Here is a 19,877-nt window from a genome sequence, read left to right on the forward strand (position 1 = left end):
TCTTTTGACGTCGCTTGCGATCCCGAGATCACGACTTCGCCGATCGCAACGGCCCGGTCGAGGGCGGCGACCGAAGCCTCGGTGTACGGCGAGCGATCGACGGCTTTGGCGTTGGCAACTGCCGTCGCGAGAGCAGTCTTGTCCACCGACTCGGTAGTCGCCGGGACGGACAGGCGCACATCATCGAGCACGCCCCATGCGCCAGCCGAGAGCGAGAACGACGCTGAGATCTGGACATTGCCGTCGGCGCCGACGACCACCCCGGGCAGCGTGGCAGTGTGGAATGCGTTCCATGTCGTGAACACCAGAGGGACGCTCCAGGAGCCCACCGAGGTCGTTGCTGTCAGCACTCGTCTGTCGGTGGAGGGGCTGTTTGTTCCCTGCGTTGTCGCCTGCACGGTGTATGAGCCAGCCGGAACGTCAGTCAGGGTCTGCGACGCCGATGGTTGGTAAGCCCAGCCGCTCCAAAACGTCACGGCGTGCTCGCCTGCGAAGGCGTCAGCCGTCTCCTGGCGCGCGGCGGGCTCTGTGAGCTGCCACGCGCTCATATCGGCATTTTCAAAGCCGGGGTTCTGCACGAAGTTCTGCGCCTCAACCACGACGGACGCGATCACCTGCAAGCCGGTGTCGCTGACGCCGGGGATAGAGTACGTACCGGGTCCGCGGATCCAGTCGGCGGCGTCTGACCACTGGACTGACGGATTCTCCGTGGTTCCGTCGTTGTAGGTGACCGTGACCGTTTCGGGCAACTCTACTGGCGAGCCTTCCGTCACCGTGAGGGCCACCTGCTCGACGGACACGATCTCACGCGGCGCGACGGCTCCGGTGTAGACGTACTGGAACGTGCGCAGTGATTCGAGCGGAGTCCCGTCCCACGCGAAAAGCGACTGGTTGTCCCAGGCCGAGCCGCCGTAGAACTCTCCGACGTGCATAGGGTCGTAGTCACTTGCTGCGCTCGTTGCCCAGCCCGAGCCGTCGCGCTCCCAGAGGGCGCGGTTGGCCTCAAGCTCCGAGGGAGGTCCAACCGGCAGCCATGCCGGCTCCCAGTAGAAGACGCCTATCCCGGCATCCCCGACGGCGGCAACCGCGGCGATGACGTCGCGGAGCTGGGTCGCCTGACCCTGCACACTGACCGGATATTGCCCCGTGATGCCGCTCGCCCCGATCACGTTCCCGTAGCCATCGCCGTCCTCAAGAGTGTGTGCCCACGACGTCTCGGCGACGATGACTTTCTTGCCATAAGTGGTCGCTATGTCGCTCAGCACCGCCGTCAAGTTCTCGATCGTGCCGTGCCAGTAGGGGTAGTAGGAGCTCGCGAACACGTCGTAGTCCACGCCGAATGCCGCCAGGCCCGCGGCATAGGTCGCATAGCGGCCGGGCGTCTCGGGGTTCGTGAAGTGCACGGCGACCAGTGCGTCTGGCAGCACTTCGCGCACTGCGGCGCTGCCGGCTGCGATGAGCGACGCGAACTGGGCATCGATCTCGCGGCTCGGTCGAGTGTGCCCGGCGATGGCGTTGTTCGTCTCGTTTCCGACCTGCACCATGCTCACGTCCACCGCTGCGTCCTCGAATGCCTGGAGCGCGTCTGCCGTGAAGTCGTGCAAGGCGGTCACCGTTTCGGCGTCAGACAATCCTGCCCAGGCCTTCGGCGCGAGTTGACGACCCGGGTCGGCCCAAAAGTCGGAGTAGTGGAAGTCGACGAGCACGCTGAGCCCCGCGGCGGTCGCGCGCTGCCCGATCTCGACCGCTCGGGGGACATCCACGTTCCCGCCCCCGTATCCCCTGCCGGATGCGTCGTACGGATCGTTCCAGACTCTTACGCGCACCGTGTTCACGCCGTGGTCGGCCAGCACCTCGAACAAGTCGGCGGGTGCGCCCGCGGCGTCTCGGAAGACTACGCCGCTTTCCTCGAGTGACAACACGGTTGATGCGTCGACGCCGTTCGCGAAGCCGGGCGAGAGCCCTTCAACCTTCTCAACGAAGATGCCCGCTTCGACCTGTCCGTCGCCCGGTTCTGCCGTGACGGCTGCGGAGGCACCCGTGGGTATCGCTATCAGGGTGGCGAGCGACGCCGCGAGCGCGGCTGAGGTTGCTCTTTTGTACCGCTTGTGCACGATTTGTGCCCTCTCATTCGGCAGCCCTCGACGGTCGCCGCCCGTGAGGGCGTCGGGGATCCGCGGCGCTGCGGTTTCGTTCCGTCCTGGTGAACCGAACGCGGTGTGCGGGACGGGTTTATGCTTCTAGCCGCCCGGCCCACAGGGAGTCCGTCGGGGTCGAGCCGCAGCCCGTCCAGAGCAGCGTCGTAGTCGCCAGCGCTGTGAGTGCGCGCGTGCCTGTCTTGTTCATTCAGTCCCATTCCTGCCGGCGTGCCGGCGAACGGTGTAGCCCCGCGATTTACTATTACTGAGATCGGTCTCAGTATTGAGTGGACTTTCTTGATAGTCAAGCGCTAGGGCCAAAGTTTTTCAAGCGCCAGCACAGCTACAATGCTGGGAGCGATCACAGTAAGCCAAGCGAATGTCACTGCCAAGCGCAGTCGAAACATCGGCCATTGACGGGAGTCCGCTGGTTTCGCTGCCTCTCCGTGCGGCTTCCACGAGGTCGCGGAATTCGCGAGGCCTCAGTATCCACTCGGGAGATCAGCCGCCCGGCGGCTCGGTAGCGACTCAGTCAGTTCAAAGAAACCTAGGGCTTGCCAACTCGTGCAAAGCCCCGTACACGCTCCCGGTCGATCCAGCGCGCGGCGGCATCGCGTGTGGGGTAGCGTTCCTGTGCCGTCGGTGCGGTCCACAGACCGCAGGACCGACGACGACGAGGTAGGTCGGTCGATGCCGTCCGACGAGTCGCGGTGCCGCTTCTAGCCGCACTGTGCCCAGTCGGAACGGGATACTCGACCTGTGGACGCCCACCTTTTGTCTCGTCGCGCACAACGCAAGACGTAAACGCCGTGAAGGCTCCGGATCAAAAAGCCGCGTCAGGCAAGTATGCGCTTCGCAGGATCCTCATCCTCGTGCGAGGCGTTCTCTTGCTCCGACATGTCGAGTTCGGGCGGGCGGCGGGTGAAGAAGCGGGTCAGGTAGAGGAGGTAGGCGAATCCGATGAGGACCCATCCCAATCCCATGACGAACGCATTCATGCTGAGGCTTGTCCATAGCCACAGCGAGAGCAGCACGCCAACTCCGGGCGCAATTCCGTACCGCAGAATATCCGACGCCGACCTCTTGCGGCTGTCCACGATGTAGTGCTTGATCACCGACAGATTGACGAAAGTGAACGCAACGAGAGCGCCAAAACTGATAAGCGTAGAAAGGGTCTCCAATCCCACCCACAGCCCGGCGAAGGAGACAACCCCGACCAGCAGCGTGGCGTTGGACGGGGTCCGGAACTTCGGGTGCAGGTAACCGAAGATTCGCTTGGGGAGGGCGCCGTCACGCCCCATCGAGAAAAGAATTCGGGATACCGCCGCCTGCGATGCCATGACCGATGCGAAGCAACCCGCAACGTATGCAGCCGTGAAGAGATTGACCAGGAAAGCACCGCCGGCGGCGCCCATTACATCAAGCGAGGCGGAATCCACGCTCGTGTAGGCGTTGAAATCAGGGAACACGAGATTGGAAAGCGCGGCGAGCGCGATGAAGAGCGTGCCGCCGATAACCGTCACAAGCATGATGGCTCGGGGAAGGGTCCGCGTAGGGTTCTTCGTTTCCTCGGCCAGAGTCGAAACCGCGTCAAACCCGAGAAACGAGAAGCAGAGAAGTGCTGCACCCGACAACAGGAGAGCAAAGTTCGTCCGGTCGTTCAAGAAGACCTCTGCGAACGAGGGCAGGTTGGTTCCGGAGATCGTCGCAATGGACATCACGACAAAGATGGCCAGGAAGAAGACCTGGAAGGCGAGCAGGGCAACATTGACGCGGGAGAGAAGACGGATCCCGATCACATTCAGCGTGGTCACCACGATGAGCGATGCGATGAAGAATACGGCTAACGGAACAGCCGGGAAAGCCGCATTCAGGTAGATCCCGATGACAAGGTAAGTCACCATCGGTAGCAACAGATAGTCGAGCAGCAGCGCCCACCCTGTTATGAAGCCGATGCTGCCTCCAAATGACTTGCGGGCAAACGTGTATGCCGAGCCGGACAGCGGATACGCCTTGATCATGTGGCCGTAACTCAGCGCCGTGAAAACCATGGCGATCATCGTAATGACGTAAGCACTGGGGAGGTTGCCCTCCGTCATGACATTCGCGATGCCAAGCGTTGTGAAGACGGTGAGGGGAATCATGTAGGACAGGCCGAAGATGACGGCTGATCCGAGGCCCAGCACCCTCTTCAGGTTGACCTCAGTCGGACGGGATGCAGATGGCTCTGGGTTCACTGTGAAATTCTCCTTCTTTGGAGGTCGCGCGAGGCGGGGAACCACAGCGCAACAGCGGTGAAGAAAGAGTGACCGACTTCGCCGTCCGTGTCATACGTCAGATGACGGACGGTTCACGCGTTCTGCGAGATGGGATGCTCCGTTGCCCATGGAGAGCGGAATGCGGCCACGCTGCCCTTCGAGTTCGGACCGAGGATGACCGGCTGCCCCGACTGGATCTGGAAGGTCATCAGGGCCTGCCCGAGAGAAGAATCAGTGGTCTCGTCCGGGTAGCATAATGCCGCCTGACCCGGCGATCCGAGGAAGTAGACCCCGTTAAGACCGCGATACACCGATTTGCGGAGGTGGTCGCTCACCTTTCGCGGGTTCCCCGATCCGGCCTCAGTCCAGGCGGCGGCAAGCAGATACACCTGATCGTAAGCGGCGCTCGCTTGAGACCAGCCCGGCTCTTCTCCGAACCGAGTCAGGAACTCACGCTGGAAACGCTGCCCCATGGCGTCGTCGTACCGTCCCGTAACGGTCGACCAGATCACTCCTTCAGCTGCCTCACCGGAGCGGAGCTGGAACTGAGGAATCGACGCCGCGTACACGTAATAGACAAGCGTTTTCAGTTTGCTTCGGTGTATCTGTGCCTGGAGCGCCACGATTTCGTCGGCAAGGAAATGAGTGACCAGAACGACATCGGGTTCGTGCCGAGCGATGTCGGCCACAATATCTGTCCAGTTCGCCTGTTTGAGCGGTACGCGTACGACGTCCGCCACATCCCAGCCGTCATCGGTAAGGGCGACTCGGAGGTCGTCGTTGGCGATCTGACTGCTTGCCACGTCCACTTCGATCGCGACGACCCGTCGGGTCAGCGGCCGCCATTTGCCGGAGTTGGCGAGCTCGTTGATCAATCGCAAAAAACCGAGCCGGTAATACTTCTCTGACGGACAGGTCTGGAAAACCGCTGAGTACCGGGTCGGCTGCGCCCGGACGAGTTCTACCTGGCTCTCCAGGGTGGCCGTGTGGAGGAAGGGCCGCCCATAGTCGGCAACGAGATCCAGGACGAACGGGTTCTCTGCGCTGAGATAACTCGTCGTGATCGCGTCAACTCCCCGTGCGAAAAGCGCCTCGAAGGCTCTACGGACGGCGTCGGGATTGAAGATGTCGGCGTCCTCGGTGACATGTTCGATCAGCCGCCCATCGATTCCGCCGCGAGCATTGATCTCGCTGACGGCCATGGTGCTGCCACGAACCAGCTCGATGCCGTCCGCGCCCGCTGGTCCAGACAAGGGGGCCACCGTGCCGAGGAGAAACGGGGCTCGAGCGGGAAACGACACGTCGAGAGACTCTCGTCCGGCGCTTGAGGTGTCCATCGTCGCGGCGTTCTGCTGGATGCTCACCTGCACGATCGACGTGACACCCTCAGCTCCGCCGGGGATGGGGAGGACGATGAGGCCGGAGTCCACGGCGATTGCAGCGAGGCCGGCACGGCCGGTCTGGCTGAGCTTGTTGAGCAGCCTCTCGATCTGAGTCGATACCGTACGCGACTGTGTTCCCAGACGTTGAGCAACCTCGACATTTGTCAGACCGAGCGCGATCAAAGTGAGAACGTCGATCTCGCGACTGGTGATTCCACGCGGAAGCGAAATGAGGGAACCGACGAGGATCGCCTGGTCCGGTCCGTGTTCCCGGCGCCTGACGCGGTCCAACCGAATGCCGTACCAACGGCTCCCGCTGCGCCAGAGGAACCGTACGACGTCGCGGTCAGTCACGAGAAACCCGCGGGCGAACCCCACAAGTTCAGGCGGGACTTCAGACCGTGTGTCTCGGGGGACGACCCGGCCATTGAGGTCGATCGTCGCTTCAAGACGATCTGCCGAAGAGTATTCGTCGATGCTGGTCGCTCCTTTTGTCAGCCGAACTCAGTGGCAATTATCCGTCAGATGACGCATGACGGTCGCCGCCTGGATCCCGTCTACTGGGAATCCCAGACGTTCACCACTCCGTCCGGCGCCAGACCTCGCTCGAAAGGTGTTCTCAGTGACACAACCAACCTGGACCGTCAGCATCGATGCTGGCGGAACATTTACAGACGCAATCGCACGATCGGTCGATGGCCGAGCCATCGTGGCCAAAGTGGCGTCGACACCCGATGACCCCTCCCGAGGGCTCGCCAATGCCGTCACGGCTCTTATCGATCAAGGGATGGCTGCTGATGCGGTGTCGCTGCTGTGCCACGGGACGACAGTCGCCACGAACGCCACATTGACCGGGAACCTCGCACGCGTTGCGCTTGTCACGACGCAGGGCTTTCGCGACGTCATGGGTTACCGCCAGTCCAATCGTCCATCCGTCTACAGCCTGACCCCTGAGCGACCCAACGAGCTCGTCGAGCGTCATGCCCGCATTGAGGTTGCGGAACGCCTGACGAGCAAAGGGGAGGTTCTGATAGAGCTGACCGATGCGGAGATCGATCGCGTCGTGGCCCGGATCGTGCAACTCGAGCCCGAAGCGGTCGCTGTGAGTCTTCTTTTCAGCTATCTCAACGATGACCATGAGCGTCGAATCGGTGCCGCATTGACCCAGGCGCTTCCGGGTACTCCGGTCACCTTGTCGAGCGACGTCGCCAGGGAGTTTCGTGAGTATCCGCGAACCGCGACCACCGTGATCAACGCGGCGCTTCGACCGGTCGTCGGCGGTTACCTTGAACGGGCAGCCGACGCCATATCGGGCACCGCTTTGAACGCCCCTTTCCTCGTCATGCAGTCGAACGGGGGTAGCGTCCCCGCTGGCCGGGCCGAGGAGCACGCTCACCGGCTTGTCCTTTCTGGCCCTGCCGGTGGCGTGTCCGGTCTAATCGCGCTCGCTGCTGACCACGGAATCGACAATGTGATCAGCCTCGACATGGGTGGAACGTCCACCGATGTCTGTCTCGTCCGCGGTGCGATCGCACCTTTCACGACGTCACAGATCATTCAGGATCACGTCCTCCTTGCGCCGACCGTTGACATCCACACCATCGGTGCCGGCGGTGGCAGTATCGCCTGGGCGGATGTAACCGGCCGCCTCCGCGTCGGCCCGATGTCGGCCAAGGCGTCTCCCGGCCCGGCGTGCTACGGCAGAGGGGGAGTCGAACCGACGATCACTGACGCCCACGTGGTCCTGGGCACGCTGGGCACAGGCGAACTGGCTGGCAAGCTCGTGTTGGACCGCGACGCAGCGGCGACGGCGGTGGACAGGGTCGGGAAGCCACTGGGTATGACGACCACCGAAGCCGCGGACGCCATTTTGGCCATCGGGCTGGCTCACATGGTTCGCGCCGTGCGCAAAGTCAGCGTTGAGCGCGGCCTTGACCCGCGGGAATTCACTCTCGTCCCCTTCGGTGGGGCGGGTCCATTGCACGCTGGACTCCTTCTTCGCCACCTCGGCCTCAAAGCAGTGATCGTTCCCCGCCAACCGGGTCTCTTTTCGGCGGACGGTCTTCTCGTCGCCGGCCTGCGCAACGACGACGCGCAGACCGTTCTCTCCACCTTCACCTCCGCCGGGATTCCGTCACTGACCGAGTGGTTCACGCAGTCTGCCGACAAGGCCATTACTCAGATCATCGCCGATGGCGTTGAGCAGTCGGCAATCACGGTGAGCGCATCAGTCGACTGTCGTTATCTCGGACAAGGATTCGAGTTGAACATCCCCATCGACGGATGGGACGCCGCGGGGCTCGAACGTGTTCCGGAGCTCTTCCACCAGGCGCACGAAGAGTTGTATGGCCATGCCAATCGAGCCGAGGACGTCGAGCTGGTCACTGTGCGAATTGCGGTTTCCGGAATGTTCCACCGCCAACCGCAAACCGTAGCGGCCGTCAACGGGGGTCCGTCCGCGGACGCGGCGATGGTGGCCAAACGGTCGGTGTGGCTGCCGGGCAATACGGCCGAGGTGGAGACGGCCGTCTTCGACCGGGCACTACTTCAGTTCGGGAACGTCTTCGACGGGCCAGCGATTGTCCAGCAGATGGACTCGACCACTGTCATCCTCGACGGCCAGACCGCAACGGTCGCAGCCAACGGCGACCTCATCGTTACGGAGAAATAGCACATGCCTACAACGCCAGTTCAGTCGGTCCGAATCGACACGGTCACCTTCGAAGTCATCGCGGCGGCCCTGCAATCCGCGGCCGAGGAGATGGGGAGCGTGTTGAAGCGCTCAAGTTACAGTCCGATCATCCGGGACATGGATGACTTTTCCTGCGCCATTTTCACTGCCGACGGTGATCTTGTAGCCCAGGCCGACTACATCCCTGCCCAGCTGGGAGCGATGTCCCTCGTCGTCAAGGCGGTCATCGACAAATGGAAGGGTCGTATCGTCCCAGGCGATGCATTCATCTCGAACCACCCGTTCATGGGAGCGATGCACTTGCCGGATGTCAACGTGGTGGCTCCGATCTTCTTCGACGGACAATTGACGGCGTGGACAGGAACCGCCGCGCATCACGTCGACGTCGGCGGCGTGAACCCTGGGAGCGAGGGGCCAGAACTCGAGGATGTCTATGGTGAAGGCCTCATCCTGCCACCGATCCGCCTGTCGATTGCCGGTGAAGAGAACGAAGACCTGATCGCTCTCATCACCGAGAACATCCGTGACCCGCTGAGCACTGTCAGCGACTTGCGCGCGCAACGCGCCGCCTGTCGGCTCGGGGAAGAACGCGTGCGCGAACTCGCCGACATGTACGGCGACGCGACGGTGACGACCGTGATGGACCGGATGCTCGACGTCGTCGAGCGCGGCGTTAAGACCGCTCTCCTCGGACTTCCCGACGGGACCGGCGAGGCTGAAGGGTTCCTCGACGACGACGGTCGTGCTGGAAATCCGACACGCGTGCACGCCCGGGTGGAGAAGCGCGGTGACCGTTTGTTCATTGACCTGTCCGGGTCCGACCCTCAAGTCGCTGGAGCGATGAACGTCCCATGGGCGAGTGCGCGAGCCGGGATCGTCTACGCAGTCCGCGCCGTGGTGGCACCGGATCTCGGCGCAAACGACGGCCTGCTTCGTGCGGTCGACATCGATGCCCCAGCCGGCAGCGTCCTGAATCCGCTCCCGCCCGCGGCAGTCTCTGTTCGGCACAACACGTGTCAGCGTTTCGCCGACACCTTGATTCGCGCGATGGCGCAGATGTGGCCAGAGAAGGCCGTGGGCAGCAGCACGGTCAGCTTCTTCTGCTTCAATGCCGGCAGCACGAATCCGATGACAGGACGACCGTCGGTCATGGCCGACGTCGTAGGGGGTGGGACCGGCGCAACCAGCCTGGGAGATGGCATCGACGGGGTGGACACATACATGTCGAACGTGGGCGTGATGCCAGCAGAAGTCGTCGAGACCAATTATCAGATTCGAATCCTCAAGACCGAATTCCTGCCAGGCTCCCAGGGCATCGGGGAACACAACGGTGGACTCGGCCTGCGTCGCGAATACCAGATCCTCGACCATCCGCAACGAGTGACCTTCTACTCGGAGCAGACCCACGAAAGCTTCAGCCCGCGCGGAGCGGCCGGGGGAGGGGACGCGCGCTCAACACGCATCACGGTCATCGATCCTGACGGCCAGATCGTCGATCTGCCGGCGAAAACCTCCACCACGCTGGCACCGGGAACGATCGTGAGAGTCGAGACCGCGGGCGGTGGCGGCTTCGGCGACATCGCGGACCGCAGCGACGACCTCGTCGCATTCGACCTGAGGAACGAACGACTGGAGCTTTCGTGATGGTGACGACGCATTCGCGCGAGTCGATGAGCGCCTTCGAGCACACTCGGCCGGCGTCCGTCTGGGCGGCCGAATCACACCGGGTGCCGCAGCCGACGCTCGTCGACGATTCGAGCTGCGACCTGCTCGTCGTCGGGGGCGGCTTGGGTGGGCTGTGGGCCGCGCTCCGGGCGAGCGAGAGGCACCCCGAGTGGACGATCCAGCTCATCGAAGCGGAGCGAGTCGCTGGCGCGGCGTCAGGCCGTAACGGCGGTTTCGTCTCGTACAGCCTCACCCACGGCCTCGCCAACGGGTACTCTCGCTGGCCTGAGGAGCTCGAGCAGCTGGAACGACTCGGCATGCGGAACCTCGAGGAATATGAGGCCGATGTCGAGCGTTACGGCATCGACTGTGGGTTCGTGCGCAGTGGCAAGATCCTGCTCGCCACGGAACCGTACCAGGTGTCCGGAGTGGCCAGTGCCGCCGCTCTCTCGGCCCGGTTCGGCCGCACGCTTACCCCGTTGACCAGCACCGAAGTGAGAGACCGTGTCAATTCGCCGACGTACCTCGGTGGTTTGTGGGATCCGACAGGTACCGCTCTCGTTGACCCGGTTCGTCTTGCCGAGGGACTCCTCAGCGTCCTGCTCAAACGAGGCGTGCACGTTGCAGAGAACACGCCCGGCCTCGACCTGAGAAGACGGGGAGACCGGGTTGCAGTGACGACCCCGTATGCGCAGATCCACGCGCGGCGCGTCGTTCTCGCCACAAGCGCCTTCACGCCCCTGTTGGCGAGGCTCCGGCTTGCAGCTATCCCCGTCTATGACTACGCGATCGCCACCGAACCTCTCAGCCCCGCAACGCTCGACTCCATCGGCTGGAGAGACCGGGAGGGGCTGACAGACTCGGCGAACCAGTTCCACTACTACCGGCTGACCGACGACAACCGCCTTCTGTGGGGAGGTTACGACGCGATCTACCATTACGGCAGCAAAGTGTCCCCGGAATTGGATCAACGTCCGGAGACATTCCGTACGCTCGCCGATCACCTGCTGACAACGTTCCCGCAACTGGACGGCGTGAAAATAGGACACTCGTGGGGTGGCGTGGTCGACAGCAGCACCCGTTTCAACGCCTTCTACGGGACTGCACTGCGGGGACAGGTTGCCTATGTGCTCGGTCACACGGGTCTGGGAGTGGGTTCCAGTCGCTTCTCGGCGGACGTGCTCGTCGACCTACTCGATCAGAGTGAGACAGAGCGCACCCGTTTGAAGATGGTCCGCAGCCAACCGGTTCCGTTCCCGCCGGAGCCTGTGCGGTCGGTTGGTGTCAATCTGACGAGACGATCGATGGCCAAGGCGGACCGCCAGGAAGGCAGGCGCGACCTCTGGCTGAAGTCGATGGACGCCCTGGGCATCGGGTTCGATTCCTGACCCGAGTCGGCGGCTCGAGTGAGCACCATCAGAACCTGACGTCCCAGCGTCGACCGTGAACCGAAAGCAGGACACACTCATGAGCCAGTTCATCAACGGCACCCTTTCCCACTCGTCGTCCGGAAATACCGCCGTCGTCCGCGATCCCTCCAACGGTGAAGCCGTATCGACGGTGTCCTACGCCGACTCCGGCGACGTCGACCGAGCAGTGGCTGCCGCCAAGGCAGCATTTCCCGGCTGGTCCTCGGCGACACCCGCCGAGAGATCTGGAGCGCTCACGACATTCGCGACACTGCTCGAATCGCGAGCGGAAGAGATTGCACAGCTGGAGAGCCGCCAGGCGGGAAAACCGATCCGACTCGCCCGTGAGTTCGATGTGCCCGGCACCATCGACAACGTGGCATTCTTCTCCGGTGCCGCTCGGAATCTCGAAGGAAAGGCGACGGGGGAGTATTCTGGATCTCACACATCGTCTATTCGTCGCGAAGCCATCGGCGTGATCGGGTCGATCTCCCCGTGGAACTACCCGTTGCAAATGGCGGGCTGGAAGATTCTCCCGGCAATTGCCGCCGGTAACACTATTGTGCTCAAGCCGTCAGAACTGACGCCGTTGACCAGCCTGCTGTTCGCTGAGATCGCGACCGAGGCCGGAATTCCGCCTGGTGTCGTGAACGTTCTCACCGGAACCGGCTCCGAGGTCGGCGCGCCGCTGCTGCAGCATCCGGACGTCGACATGCTGTCGTTCACCGGCTCGACCCGGGTCGGCAAGACCGTGCTCGAAGCCGCCGCCACCAGTGCGAAACGAGTGCACCTCGAGCTGGGCGGCAAAGCTCCATTCGTGGTTTTCGACGATGCAGACCTCGAAGCGGCGATTCACGGCGCCGTGGCTGGCAGCCTGATCAACACCGGACAGGACTGCACCGCTGCCACCCGCGCGATCGTCCACCGTTCCCTCTACCGGGACTTCGTCGACGGGGTCGCTGAGCTTTACCGGAAAGTCGTCCTGGGAGCGACGTCGGTGGACGACACAGATCTCGGGCCACTGATCTCAAGAAACCACCGGGATCACGTCGCCGCCATGGTCGAGCGCGCAAGGAGAGAAGCCCGCGTCGTGACCGGTGGACGCAGCCCTGGCGGCGCTCTGGCATCCGGCTTCTATTACGAGCCCACCCTGATCGCCGACGCAGACCCCAACAGCGAAATCGTCCGTGAAGAAGTCTTCGGCCCTGTCCTCGCCGCCATGGCCTTTGACTCAGACGACGAGGCCATCCGGCTCGCGAACGACACACCGTACGGCCTCGCCGCTTCGGTCTGGACGCGCGACCTCTACCGCGCACTGAACGCTACGCAGCAGGTCCGCTCCGGATGCGTCTGGGTGAACGACCACATCTCCATCATCAGCGAGATGCCCCATGGCGGAATGAAACAGTCCGGGTTCGGCAAAGACATGTCGACGTACTCGTTCGATGAGTACACGATCGTCAAGCACGTGATGTACGACCGCACGGGGACCGCGCGGCGCGACTGGCACCGCACGATCTTCCGCAACCCGGGCAACTGACACGAAGCGGGTGAGGCCAACTCATCCCGCGAATGCCGAGAGAGCATCATCGATGATGCCGATTCCGCGTTCGGTCTCCTCCGGAGTGATGACAGCCGGCGGAACCACATGGATCCGGTTGTCTGCGATGAACGGCAGGAGGCCACGCGACATCAGGTCACTTTTCAGCCGCCCCATGGCCGCCGGCGCGAGCGGCTCGCGAGTGACGCGGTCGGCCACGAGTTCGATCGCCCAGAAGACGCCGCTTCCGCGGACCTCGCCGATGACGTCGTGCCTGGCCTGAAGCGCGGCGAGCGCCGGGCCGATGTGGTTCGAACCGATGAAAGCGGCGTTCTCGACGATCCCTTCCTCAGCCATGGCCGACAGGGTCGCGACGATGCTGGCGGAGGCAAGCGGATGCCCAGAGTAGGTGAGGCCGCCGGGGAACACTCGATCATCGAAATGCCGTGCGATCTCGTCCGAAATCACCACACCTCCGGCCGGAACATATCCCGAGTTGACGCCCTTGGCGAAGGTGATCAGGTCGGGGCGCACGTCGAACGCGTCGAACGCGAACCATTCGCCGGTTCGTCCGAAGCCAGCCATGACCTCGTCGAGGATCAGGATGATGCCGTACCGGTCGCAGATCGCCCGGACCCCAGCGAGGTATCCCGGTGGAGGCGTGAGGATCCCGGCTGTGCCTGGGACGGTTTCAAGGAGAATCGCAGCGATGCTCGCCGACCCCTCCAGTTGGATCACACGTTCGAGGTGGTGCAGAGCCCGCTCGGACTCCTGCCCAGGAGTCTCAGCCCAGAACTCCGAACGGTAGAGGTACGGGCCGAACGTGTGCACGTGGCCTCGAGCATATTCGTTGGGGATGCGGCGCCAGTCACCGGTAGCAGCGATCGCAGCTCCGGTGTTGCCGTGGTACGAGCGGTACCGGGAGAGAACTTTGTCCCGTCCCGTATACAGGCGGGCCATGCGGATCGCGTTCTCGTTGGCGTCGGCGCCGCCGTTGGTGAAGAAGACCTTGTTGAACCCGTCCGGCGCCCGGTCGGTGATCAGCCGGGCTGCCTCAGCCCGGGTCGCGTTCGCATGGGCGGGCGCGATCGTCGTGAGGAGCGCCGCCTGTTCCTGGATCGCTGCGACCACCTTGGGATGCTGGTAGCCGATCGTGACGTTGACCAGCTGGCTGGAGAAGTCGAGGTATTCCCTTCCGTCGTGGTCCCAGACCGCCGTGCCGAGGCCCCCGGCGATCGCCAAGGGCTTCAAAGCACCCTGCGCTGACCAGGAGTGGAACACCGCGGAACGATCGAGATCCGAGACGATCGCATTCGTGATGGCGGGTGATTCGAGGGAGGTGGTGCTCATGGGGTCCTTTCACGGAGGATGAGAAGTCCCTCTCATTGTGAAGGTCTGCCTGCGCCCACAACCATGGCAGGATTGTCTAATCGCGCGCGCGGCACTGTCCAGATTGAACTCGAAAAAGAGATCTACGGCAGCCCTTACACAGAAAGATGCGGATGCCTGCCACACTTCGATCCCTGCTCAGCGAGCGAACGTTCCGGCTTCGACTGGTCGTCGGCGACGAGAAGCATCCGGTTCTCGACGAGCCGCTTCTGTGGGCGCACAGTTCTGACCTTCTCGACCCGACGCCCTGGTTGGAACCCGGCCAGTTGCTGCTCACCGATGGCGTGCAGTTCGCACAGGACCAATCTGAGGCACGAGTCGATGCGTACGTCGAGCGGCTCAGGACCCGGGGCATCCGTGTGCTGGGATTCGCGACGAAGGTCGCGCATGACGACCTGCCGCTAGCCCTGGTGCAGGCATGCCGTGCGGCTGATCTGCCCCTGGTCGAGGTGGCGGACGGCACTCCTTTCATGGGCATCATCCGCTTCGTGTCAGACGCTGTCGCCTACGACGAGCGGAAGCGTCTCGAGTGGTCCCTTCAGGCTCAGCGGGCTGTCGCACGTGCAGCGCTCAGGCCGGACGCGCTCGGCGCCATCGTCTCCGAACTCGAGAAGCACCTCCGATGCTGGGTCGCGCTCTACGATTCGGTGGGGAATCGCGTGAGGATTCCCCGAAGTATCGACATACCAGCCTCTCTGGAAGCAAGCGTCGTCGACGCCGTTCGATCCACTCTGGATCGAGGAACGCGTGCGGGCGTGCGCCTCAGCGCTGCGGACGGTGGCGTCACACTCCAGACGCTGGGGCAGAAGGATCGCCTCCGCGGAGTCCTCGCCGTCGGCACGGCGACCCCCCTGGATCCCGCAGGGAACGACCTCGTTGCCAGCGTCATCGCTCTGGCCAGTATTGCGCTGGAGCAGAGTCGCGAGGTCGAAACCGCTCGTCGGGGACTTCGCTCCGGCCTCCTCGAGTTGCTGCTTGCCGGAGTCATCGACGTCGCAGGCAGGACGGCGAAACGGCTGGGGGGTCCGCTGCCGTCGGCCCCGCTCCGGGTGACTGTACTCGCGGAGCCTCTGAGAGGTCAGTCGCTTCTCGATGAGCTCGAAATGTACGCCGACAAGCAGAGCGGGCGGCTCTTCTTCGCCGAACGCGATGATGAGGTCGTCGCGATAACCCGTTATGACGACACTGCCGGGTTGGAGGCGATCCTCGGTCGGCATAACGTCAAGGCCGGTATCTCTGCGACTGTCGACTGGGGCGGACTGGGTGCTGCCCTGGATGAGGGCCGTCGGGCTGCTCAGCGGACCTCGACCGAGCATCCCTTCGTGCGGTTCGACCTCCTGGCGGGCGAAGGAATGATGGGGTTGCTGGAAGCCTCTGGAGGTCAGGCAGTTGCACGCCGGATGCTGCAGCCATTGTTGACGCAGGACGACGCAGACGGCCGAGCTTTGCTGCAGACAGCTCGAATCTGGTTGGAGAACAATTGCGCCGCCGACCCCACCGCGAAAGCCCTCGGCATCCACCGGCATACCCTCAGGAACCGAATCCGGATGCTCGAAGAGTTGCTCGGTATTGACCTTTCGCGGTTCCGGGACCGGTCGGAACTCTGGGCGGCGCTGCAGTTCGTGCCGCCAGCCGCCGAGATCCTCTGAAAAGCGGCAGCACAACGGCCGGGCCGCCGATCACCTGTTCCCGGGGAAATATGTGGCCGACGGCCCTGGACCGCTCGAGCGCTCGAGGCCTCAGGCATCCGCCTCAGTTCTGGGGGAACCCCAGGTTGATCCCGCCGTGGCTGGGGTCGAGCCAGCGGGACGTGATCGCCTTGTGCTGCGTGAAAAACCGCACGCCGTCTGCGCCATGGGCCTTCGTGTCGCCAAAGAGTGACTGCTTCCATCCGCCGAATGAGAAGGTGGCGACCGGAACGGGAATCGGCACGTTGACACCGATCATTCCGACCTCGATTTCGTTCTGGAACCGACGTGCAGCACCGCCGTCGTTGGTGAAGATGGCGGTGCCGTTTCCGAATGCGCCGTTGTTGATGAGGTCGACGCCCTCCTCATAACTCTTCACGCGGACGATCGAGAGGACCGGCCCGAAGATCTCTTCCGTGTAGACGCGCGACGTCGTCGGGACTTCGTCGATCAGGGTGGGTCCGAGCCAGAATCCGTTTTCGTCGCCGTCCACGTCGATGCTCCGGCCGTCGAGAACGACTTTCGCACCGTCCTCCAGAGCGATGTCGATATAGGAGGCGACCTTGTCGCGATGCGCCTTTGTAACGAGCGGGCCCATGTCGCAGTTGCGACGGCCATCGCCGATCCGGAGGGTTGCGGCACGTTCCTGGATCTTCGCGATGAGCTCGTCTGCGACGGGCTCCACGGCAACGACTACCGAGATCGCCATGCAACGTTCGCCAGCGGAACCGAAGCCAGCGTTGATGGCAGAGTCGGCGACAAGGTCGAGGTCGGCGTCGGGGAGGACGAGCATGTGATTCTTGGCGCCGCCGAGCGCCTGAACGCGCTTTCCGTGTCTCGTGCCTGTTTCATACACGTACTGGGCGATCGGCGTGGAGCCCACGAAGGAGATGGACTTCACGTCGGGGTGGGTGAGGAGACCGTCGACGGCCTCCTTGTCGCCGTTGAGCACGGTGAAGACTCCATCGGGCAAGCCGGCCTCTTTCCACAGCTTGGCGATCCACAGCGCTGCCGTCGGGTCCTTCTCGGATGGCTTGAGAATCACGGTGTTGCCAGCCGCGATGGCGATGGGGAAAAACCACATGGGCACCATTGCAGGGAAGTTGAAGGGGCTGATGATGCCGACGACGCCGAGCGGCTGCTTCGTGGAATACACATCGACTCCGGTGGAGACCTGTTCGGAGTACTCACCCTTGAGGTGGTGAGCGAGACCGGTAGCGAACTCGACGACTTCCTGGCCACGGGAAATTTCCCCCAGGGCATCGGAGATTACTTTGCCGTGTTCCGAGGTGATGATCTCGGCGAGCTCACCCTTCTTCGCGTCGAGAAGTTCGCGGAACTTGAAGAGTATGGTCTGCCGCTTCGCCAGCGACATGTCCCGCCAGGCCGGGAAGGCGGCTTTCGTAGAGGCGATGGCCGCATTGATTTCCGCCTCGTTCGCGAGAGCCACTTCCTTCGTCGCGATACCCAGCGCAGGGTCGTATACCGGCGCGGTCCGCCCGGAGACCGAGTGTGCTTCGGCGCCGTCGATCCAGTGAGGAACGACGGACAAAGTGGTCGGGATGGTTTCGGCGATGGTCATCGATCAATCCTTGGGTTGGTGGGATGCATGGTCGGGCGGGGCCCCAAACAATATTGATCCGGTCGACCCCGACGTGCACTGACAGTCGTGTACAAAAACACCGCACGTCATGTCCATTTTGTCGCGCGCCAATTTCGGACAAGGCAAGCAAAAAGGAGCGGACTCGGCAATCGGGCCGGGGACGATACGAAGCAATATTCCTGTTCCGTCCGGTGCACAGCTCGAGATCGTCTCATGAACCACATGCTCGCATCACTTGCAGGATCCGTTCGATATGACGCCGCCTTCATCGGCGGGACCGCGATCGCTCGAACGGATCTGCCGGGCAGAAGCACGGGCCGGCCACGACTCGCCGTCTCTTGCGATGCCCGAAATCTTCAGCTGGTTTCCGGAAGCGATGACGAGTTCGGAGATCGGAATATGGCAGACGTAACCGGACACCGCTGAGTGGTGGAGAGGTCGTCCACAAACGCTCGTTTACGGACAGGCCTCAGCCGCACAAAGTCCTTTCACGGGGTCGCTGGTGAACGCAGCTACGGTTCGGCCGGGGACCACTGCCCGATTCCTGCCGGCGAAGTCCCGACAAGATGTTGAGTGCGCCAAAAGCGGTTCAAATGGTCATCATTTAGTCATCAGATTCAATTTCATCTGACCCGAATTGACCGAGTACAATTGGAGGCAGTGAACCGCCCGGTTCCCTGTAAACACAAGGGAATCCGCCAGTTTTCGGAGATTTTCGGTAAAACCCGAGTTTAGGTTATTTCCTTACAAGGGGTCGCAGGTTCGAATCACGTCAGCTCGCCCAGAGTGAAAGTCCCGGGATACAGAGACGCTCAACGGGACCTTCTTCGTGGGGTGACACGGGCAGGCCCAGGCCGGTCGGGCGGTGAGCACGAAAGGTTGGGCCGCATGAGGAAGCAACCTGCCGCGTCGATTTGTTCGGGACTGCCCCCGGTTTGTTGACTCCCGACCTGTGAAGATTCGTCTTCGCTGGGACGATGTTCATCATGCCCAGGCCCTACCCAGCCGAGTTCCGCCGCGATGCGGTCGCGGTCGCCCGGAAGCATGAAGCCCCGCTGAACCAGGTCGCGAAAAAGTTCGGGATCTCCGAGTCGTGCCTGGTGAACCGGCTGAAGAAGGCCGACGTCGAAGACGGCGTCAAGCCTGGTGTGACGAGCACGAATCCGTCGAGCTCCGTGAGGCGAAGAAACGGATCTGGCTCCTGGAGCAAGAAGCCGAGGTCATGCGCCGCGCCGTCGCGTATCTTTCCCGGGACGTCAACCCAAAATGATGTCCCCGCTGGTCCGTGAACTGGCCGTCGACGGTGTCCCCGTCACGGTGACCTGTCGGCGATCCTCGAGATCGTGCCGAGCGCGGTGGGGTATCTGCGCGGGAGGTGTCGCGGGCACTCGGCTATCCGCTGCCGACCGTGTATCGCCTCATGCAGGCACTCGTGCAGAGCGACTATCTCGTGCATCTTCGTACCGAGCACCGATTCGAGCTCGGGTACAAACTCGACCGGCTGGGGGTTTCTCTGCACCGCCAGATTGGGGTGCCGACGCCGGTGCGTGCCGAGATCGCCCGCCTGCACCAGAAGGCCGAGGCGGCAGGGTACTTCGCGGTGTACCGCGGCGCCGACGTCGTCGTCGCCTTCGTGATGGATTCGCCGGAGCATCCGCGTCTTAAGCCTCTCAATTTTGGGTTTCACGAAGCGGCGCACGCGACGGCGTTCGGCAAAATCCTGCTGTCGGCGATGACCAGCGAGCAGGTGACACAGTATCTGGAGACACACGGGATGCCGCGGCTGACCGCGCACACAATGACGGTGCGAAACCAGCTCGACGAACACCTCGCACTCGTATCCCACGCCGGTATTGCCTGGGAGCACGAGGAGTTCGTGCCGGGCATGACCTGCGCGGCGATCGGGGTGCGCAACGGCGCGGGCATATTCGTCGGAGCCGTCGCGGTAAGCGCACCGAGCGCGGAAGTATCAGGCGAGCGGGAGCGGGTGCTGGAGCGGCTGCTGCGGGATACAGCAAATGGGGTGAGCAAGTACTACCGGTCGGGGATCGTTCGGCGATCGGCAACGGTGGCGTGAGGCGCCCGTCGAATGCCGCGGTGTTGCATTGGCGTC

General features: G+C 63.1%; 11 protein-coding genes and 1 pseudogene. 7 read left to right on the top strand and 5 right to left on the bottom strand.

Annotated elements, in window-relative coordinates; translation table 11 throughout:
- The 3 genes from ACLQ62_RS07525 to ACLQ62_RS07535 form a co-directional block, all read right to left on the bottom strand.
- Nucleotides 1–2,114 (bottom strand): glycosyl hydrolase 53 family protein (locus ACLQ62_RS07525; RefSeq protein WP_411721029.1); only part of this gene is annotated, 2,114 nt, incomplete at its 3' end.
- An 860-nt stretch (nt 2,115–2,974) separates the two neighbouring features.
- The gene (locus ACLQ62_RS07530; protein ID WP_411721030.1) at nt 2,975–4,375 is read right to left on the bottom strand and encodes an APC family permease; all 1,401 of its coding nucleotides are present in this window, start codon (nt 4,373–4,375) and stop codon (nt 2,975–2,977) included.
- Nucleotides 4,376–4,488: 113 nt separating this feature from the next.
- The gene (locus ACLQ62_RS07535; protein ID WP_411721031.1) at nt 4,489–6,132 is read right to left on the bottom strand and encodes an ABC transporter substrate-binding protein; all 1,644 of its coding nucleotides are present in this window, start codon (nt 6,130–6,132) and stop codon (nt 4,489–4,491) included.
- A 268-nt stretch (nt 6,133–6,400) separates the two neighbouring features.
- Here ACLQ62_RS07535 and ACLQ62_RS07540 point away from each other — a divergent pair, with 268 nt between their 5' ends.
- The 4 genes from ACLQ62_RS07540 (at nt 6,401) to ACLQ62_RS07555 (ending at nt 13,084) form a co-directional block, all read left to right on the top strand.
- Entirely contained in the window at nt 6,401–8,449 is a 2,049-nt protein-coding gene (locus ACLQ62_RS07540) for a hydantoinase/oxoprolinase family protein (protein ID WP_411721032.1), read from the top strand.
- Nucleotides 8,450–8,452: 3 nt separating this feature from the next.
- Complete coding sequence (locus ACLQ62_RS07545; protein ID WP_411721033.1) at nt 8,453–10,114, top strand: hydantoinase B/oxoprolinase family protein; 1,662 nt, start codon at nt 8,453–8,455, stop codon at nt 10,112–10,114.
- A complete protein-coding gene (locus ACLQ62_RS07550) occupies nt 10,114–11,523 on the top strand; it encodes an NAD(P)/FAD-dependent oxidoreductase (RefSeq protein WP_411721046.1) in 1,410 nt (469 codons plus the stop codon). Before ACLQ62_RS07545 ends, ACLQ62_RS07550 begins: the two co-directional genes overlap by 1 nt.
- 79 nt (nt 11,524–11,602) lie before the next feature.
- On the top strand, nt 11,603–13,084 hold the full coding sequence (locus ACLQ62_RS07555) for a gamma-aminobutyraldehyde dehydrogenase (protein WP_411721034.1): 1,482 nt from the start codon (nt 11,603–11,605) through the stop codon (nt 13,082–13,084).
- A 21-nt stretch (nt 13,085–13,105) separates the two neighbouring features.
- Here ACLQ62_RS07555 and ACLQ62_RS07560 read toward each other — a convergent pair whose 3' ends face one another.
- A complete protein-coding gene (locus tag ACLQ62_RS07560; protein ID WP_411721035.1) occupies nt 13,106–14,434 on the bottom strand; it encodes an aspartate aminotransferase family protein in 1,329 nt (442 codons plus the stop codon).
- A gap of 152 nt (nt 14,435–14,586) precedes the next feature.
- Between ACLQ62_RS07560 and ACLQ62_RS07565 the strand changes: the two genes are divergently transcribed.
- Nucleotides 14,587–16,122: a PucR family transcriptional regulator gene (locus tag ACLQ62_RS07565; protein ID WP_411721036.1), complete on the top strand. Its 1,536-nt coding sequence runs from the start codon at nt 14,587–14,589 to the stop codon at nt 16,120–16,122.
- 103 nt (nt 16,123–16,225) lie between these two features.
- Here ACLQ62_RS07565 and ACLQ62_RS07570 read toward each other — a convergent pair whose 3' ends face one another.
- Nucleotides 16,226–17,743 carry a CoA-acylating methylmalonate-semialdehyde dehydrogenase gene (locus ACLQ62_RS07570; protein WP_411721037.1) on the bottom strand — a complete coding sequence of 506 codons (1,518 nt, stop codon included), beginning with the start codon at nt 17,741–17,743 and terminating at the stop codon, nt 16,226–16,228.
- A gap of 1,007 nt (nt 17,744–18,750) precedes the next feature.
- On the opposite strand from ACLQ62_RS07570, the pseudogene ACLQ62_RS07575 reads away from it, so the two are divergent.
- A pseudogene (locus ACLQ62_RS07575) lies at nt 18,751–19,093 on the top strand (transposase); the annotation flags it as partial.
- A 91-nt stretch (nt 19,094–19,184) separates the two neighbouring features.
- On the top strand, nt 19,185–19,841 hold the full coding sequence (locus ACLQ62_RS07580) for an IclR family transcriptional regulator (protein WP_411721047.1): 657 nt from the start codon (nt 19,185–19,187) through the stop codon (nt 19,839–19,841).
- Nucleotides 19,842–19,877 lie beyond the last annotated feature (36 nt).

The organism is Mycetocola sp. (assembly GCF_046716805.1).
Taxonomy (GTDB): domain Bacteria; phylum Actinomycetota; class Actinomycetes; order Actinomycetales; family Microbacteriaceae; genus Mycetocola_A.

Coding starts and splice junctions, on each gene's coding strand:
- ACLQ62_RS07555 (WP_411721034.1), top strand. CDS start 11,603: ATGAGCCAGTTCATCAACGGCACCCTTTCCCACTCGTCGTCCGGAAAT.
- ACLQ62_RS07545 (WP_411721033.1), top strand. CDS start 8,453: ATGCCTACAACGCCAGTTCAGTCGGTCCGAATCGACACGGTCACCTTC.
- ACLQ62_RS07550 (WP_411721046.1), top strand. CDS start 10,114: ATGGTGACGACGCATTCGCGCGAGTCGATGAGCGCCTTCGAGCACACT.
- ACLQ62_RS07560 (WP_411721035.1), bottom strand. CDS start 14,434: ATGAGCACCACCTCCCTCGAATCACCCGCCATCACGAATGCGATCGTC.
- ACLQ62_RS07565 (WP_411721036.1), top strand. CDS start 14,587: ATGCCTGCCACACTTCGATCCCTGCTCAGCGAGCGAACGTTCCGGCTT.
- ACLQ62_RS07580 (WP_411721047.1), top strand. CDS start 19,185: ATGCAGGCACTCGTGCAGAGCGACTATCTCGTGCATCTTCGTACCGAG.
- ACLQ62_RS07570 (WP_411721037.1), bottom strand. CDS start 17,743: ATGACCATCGCCGAAACCATCCCGACCACTTTGTCCGTCGTTCCTCAC.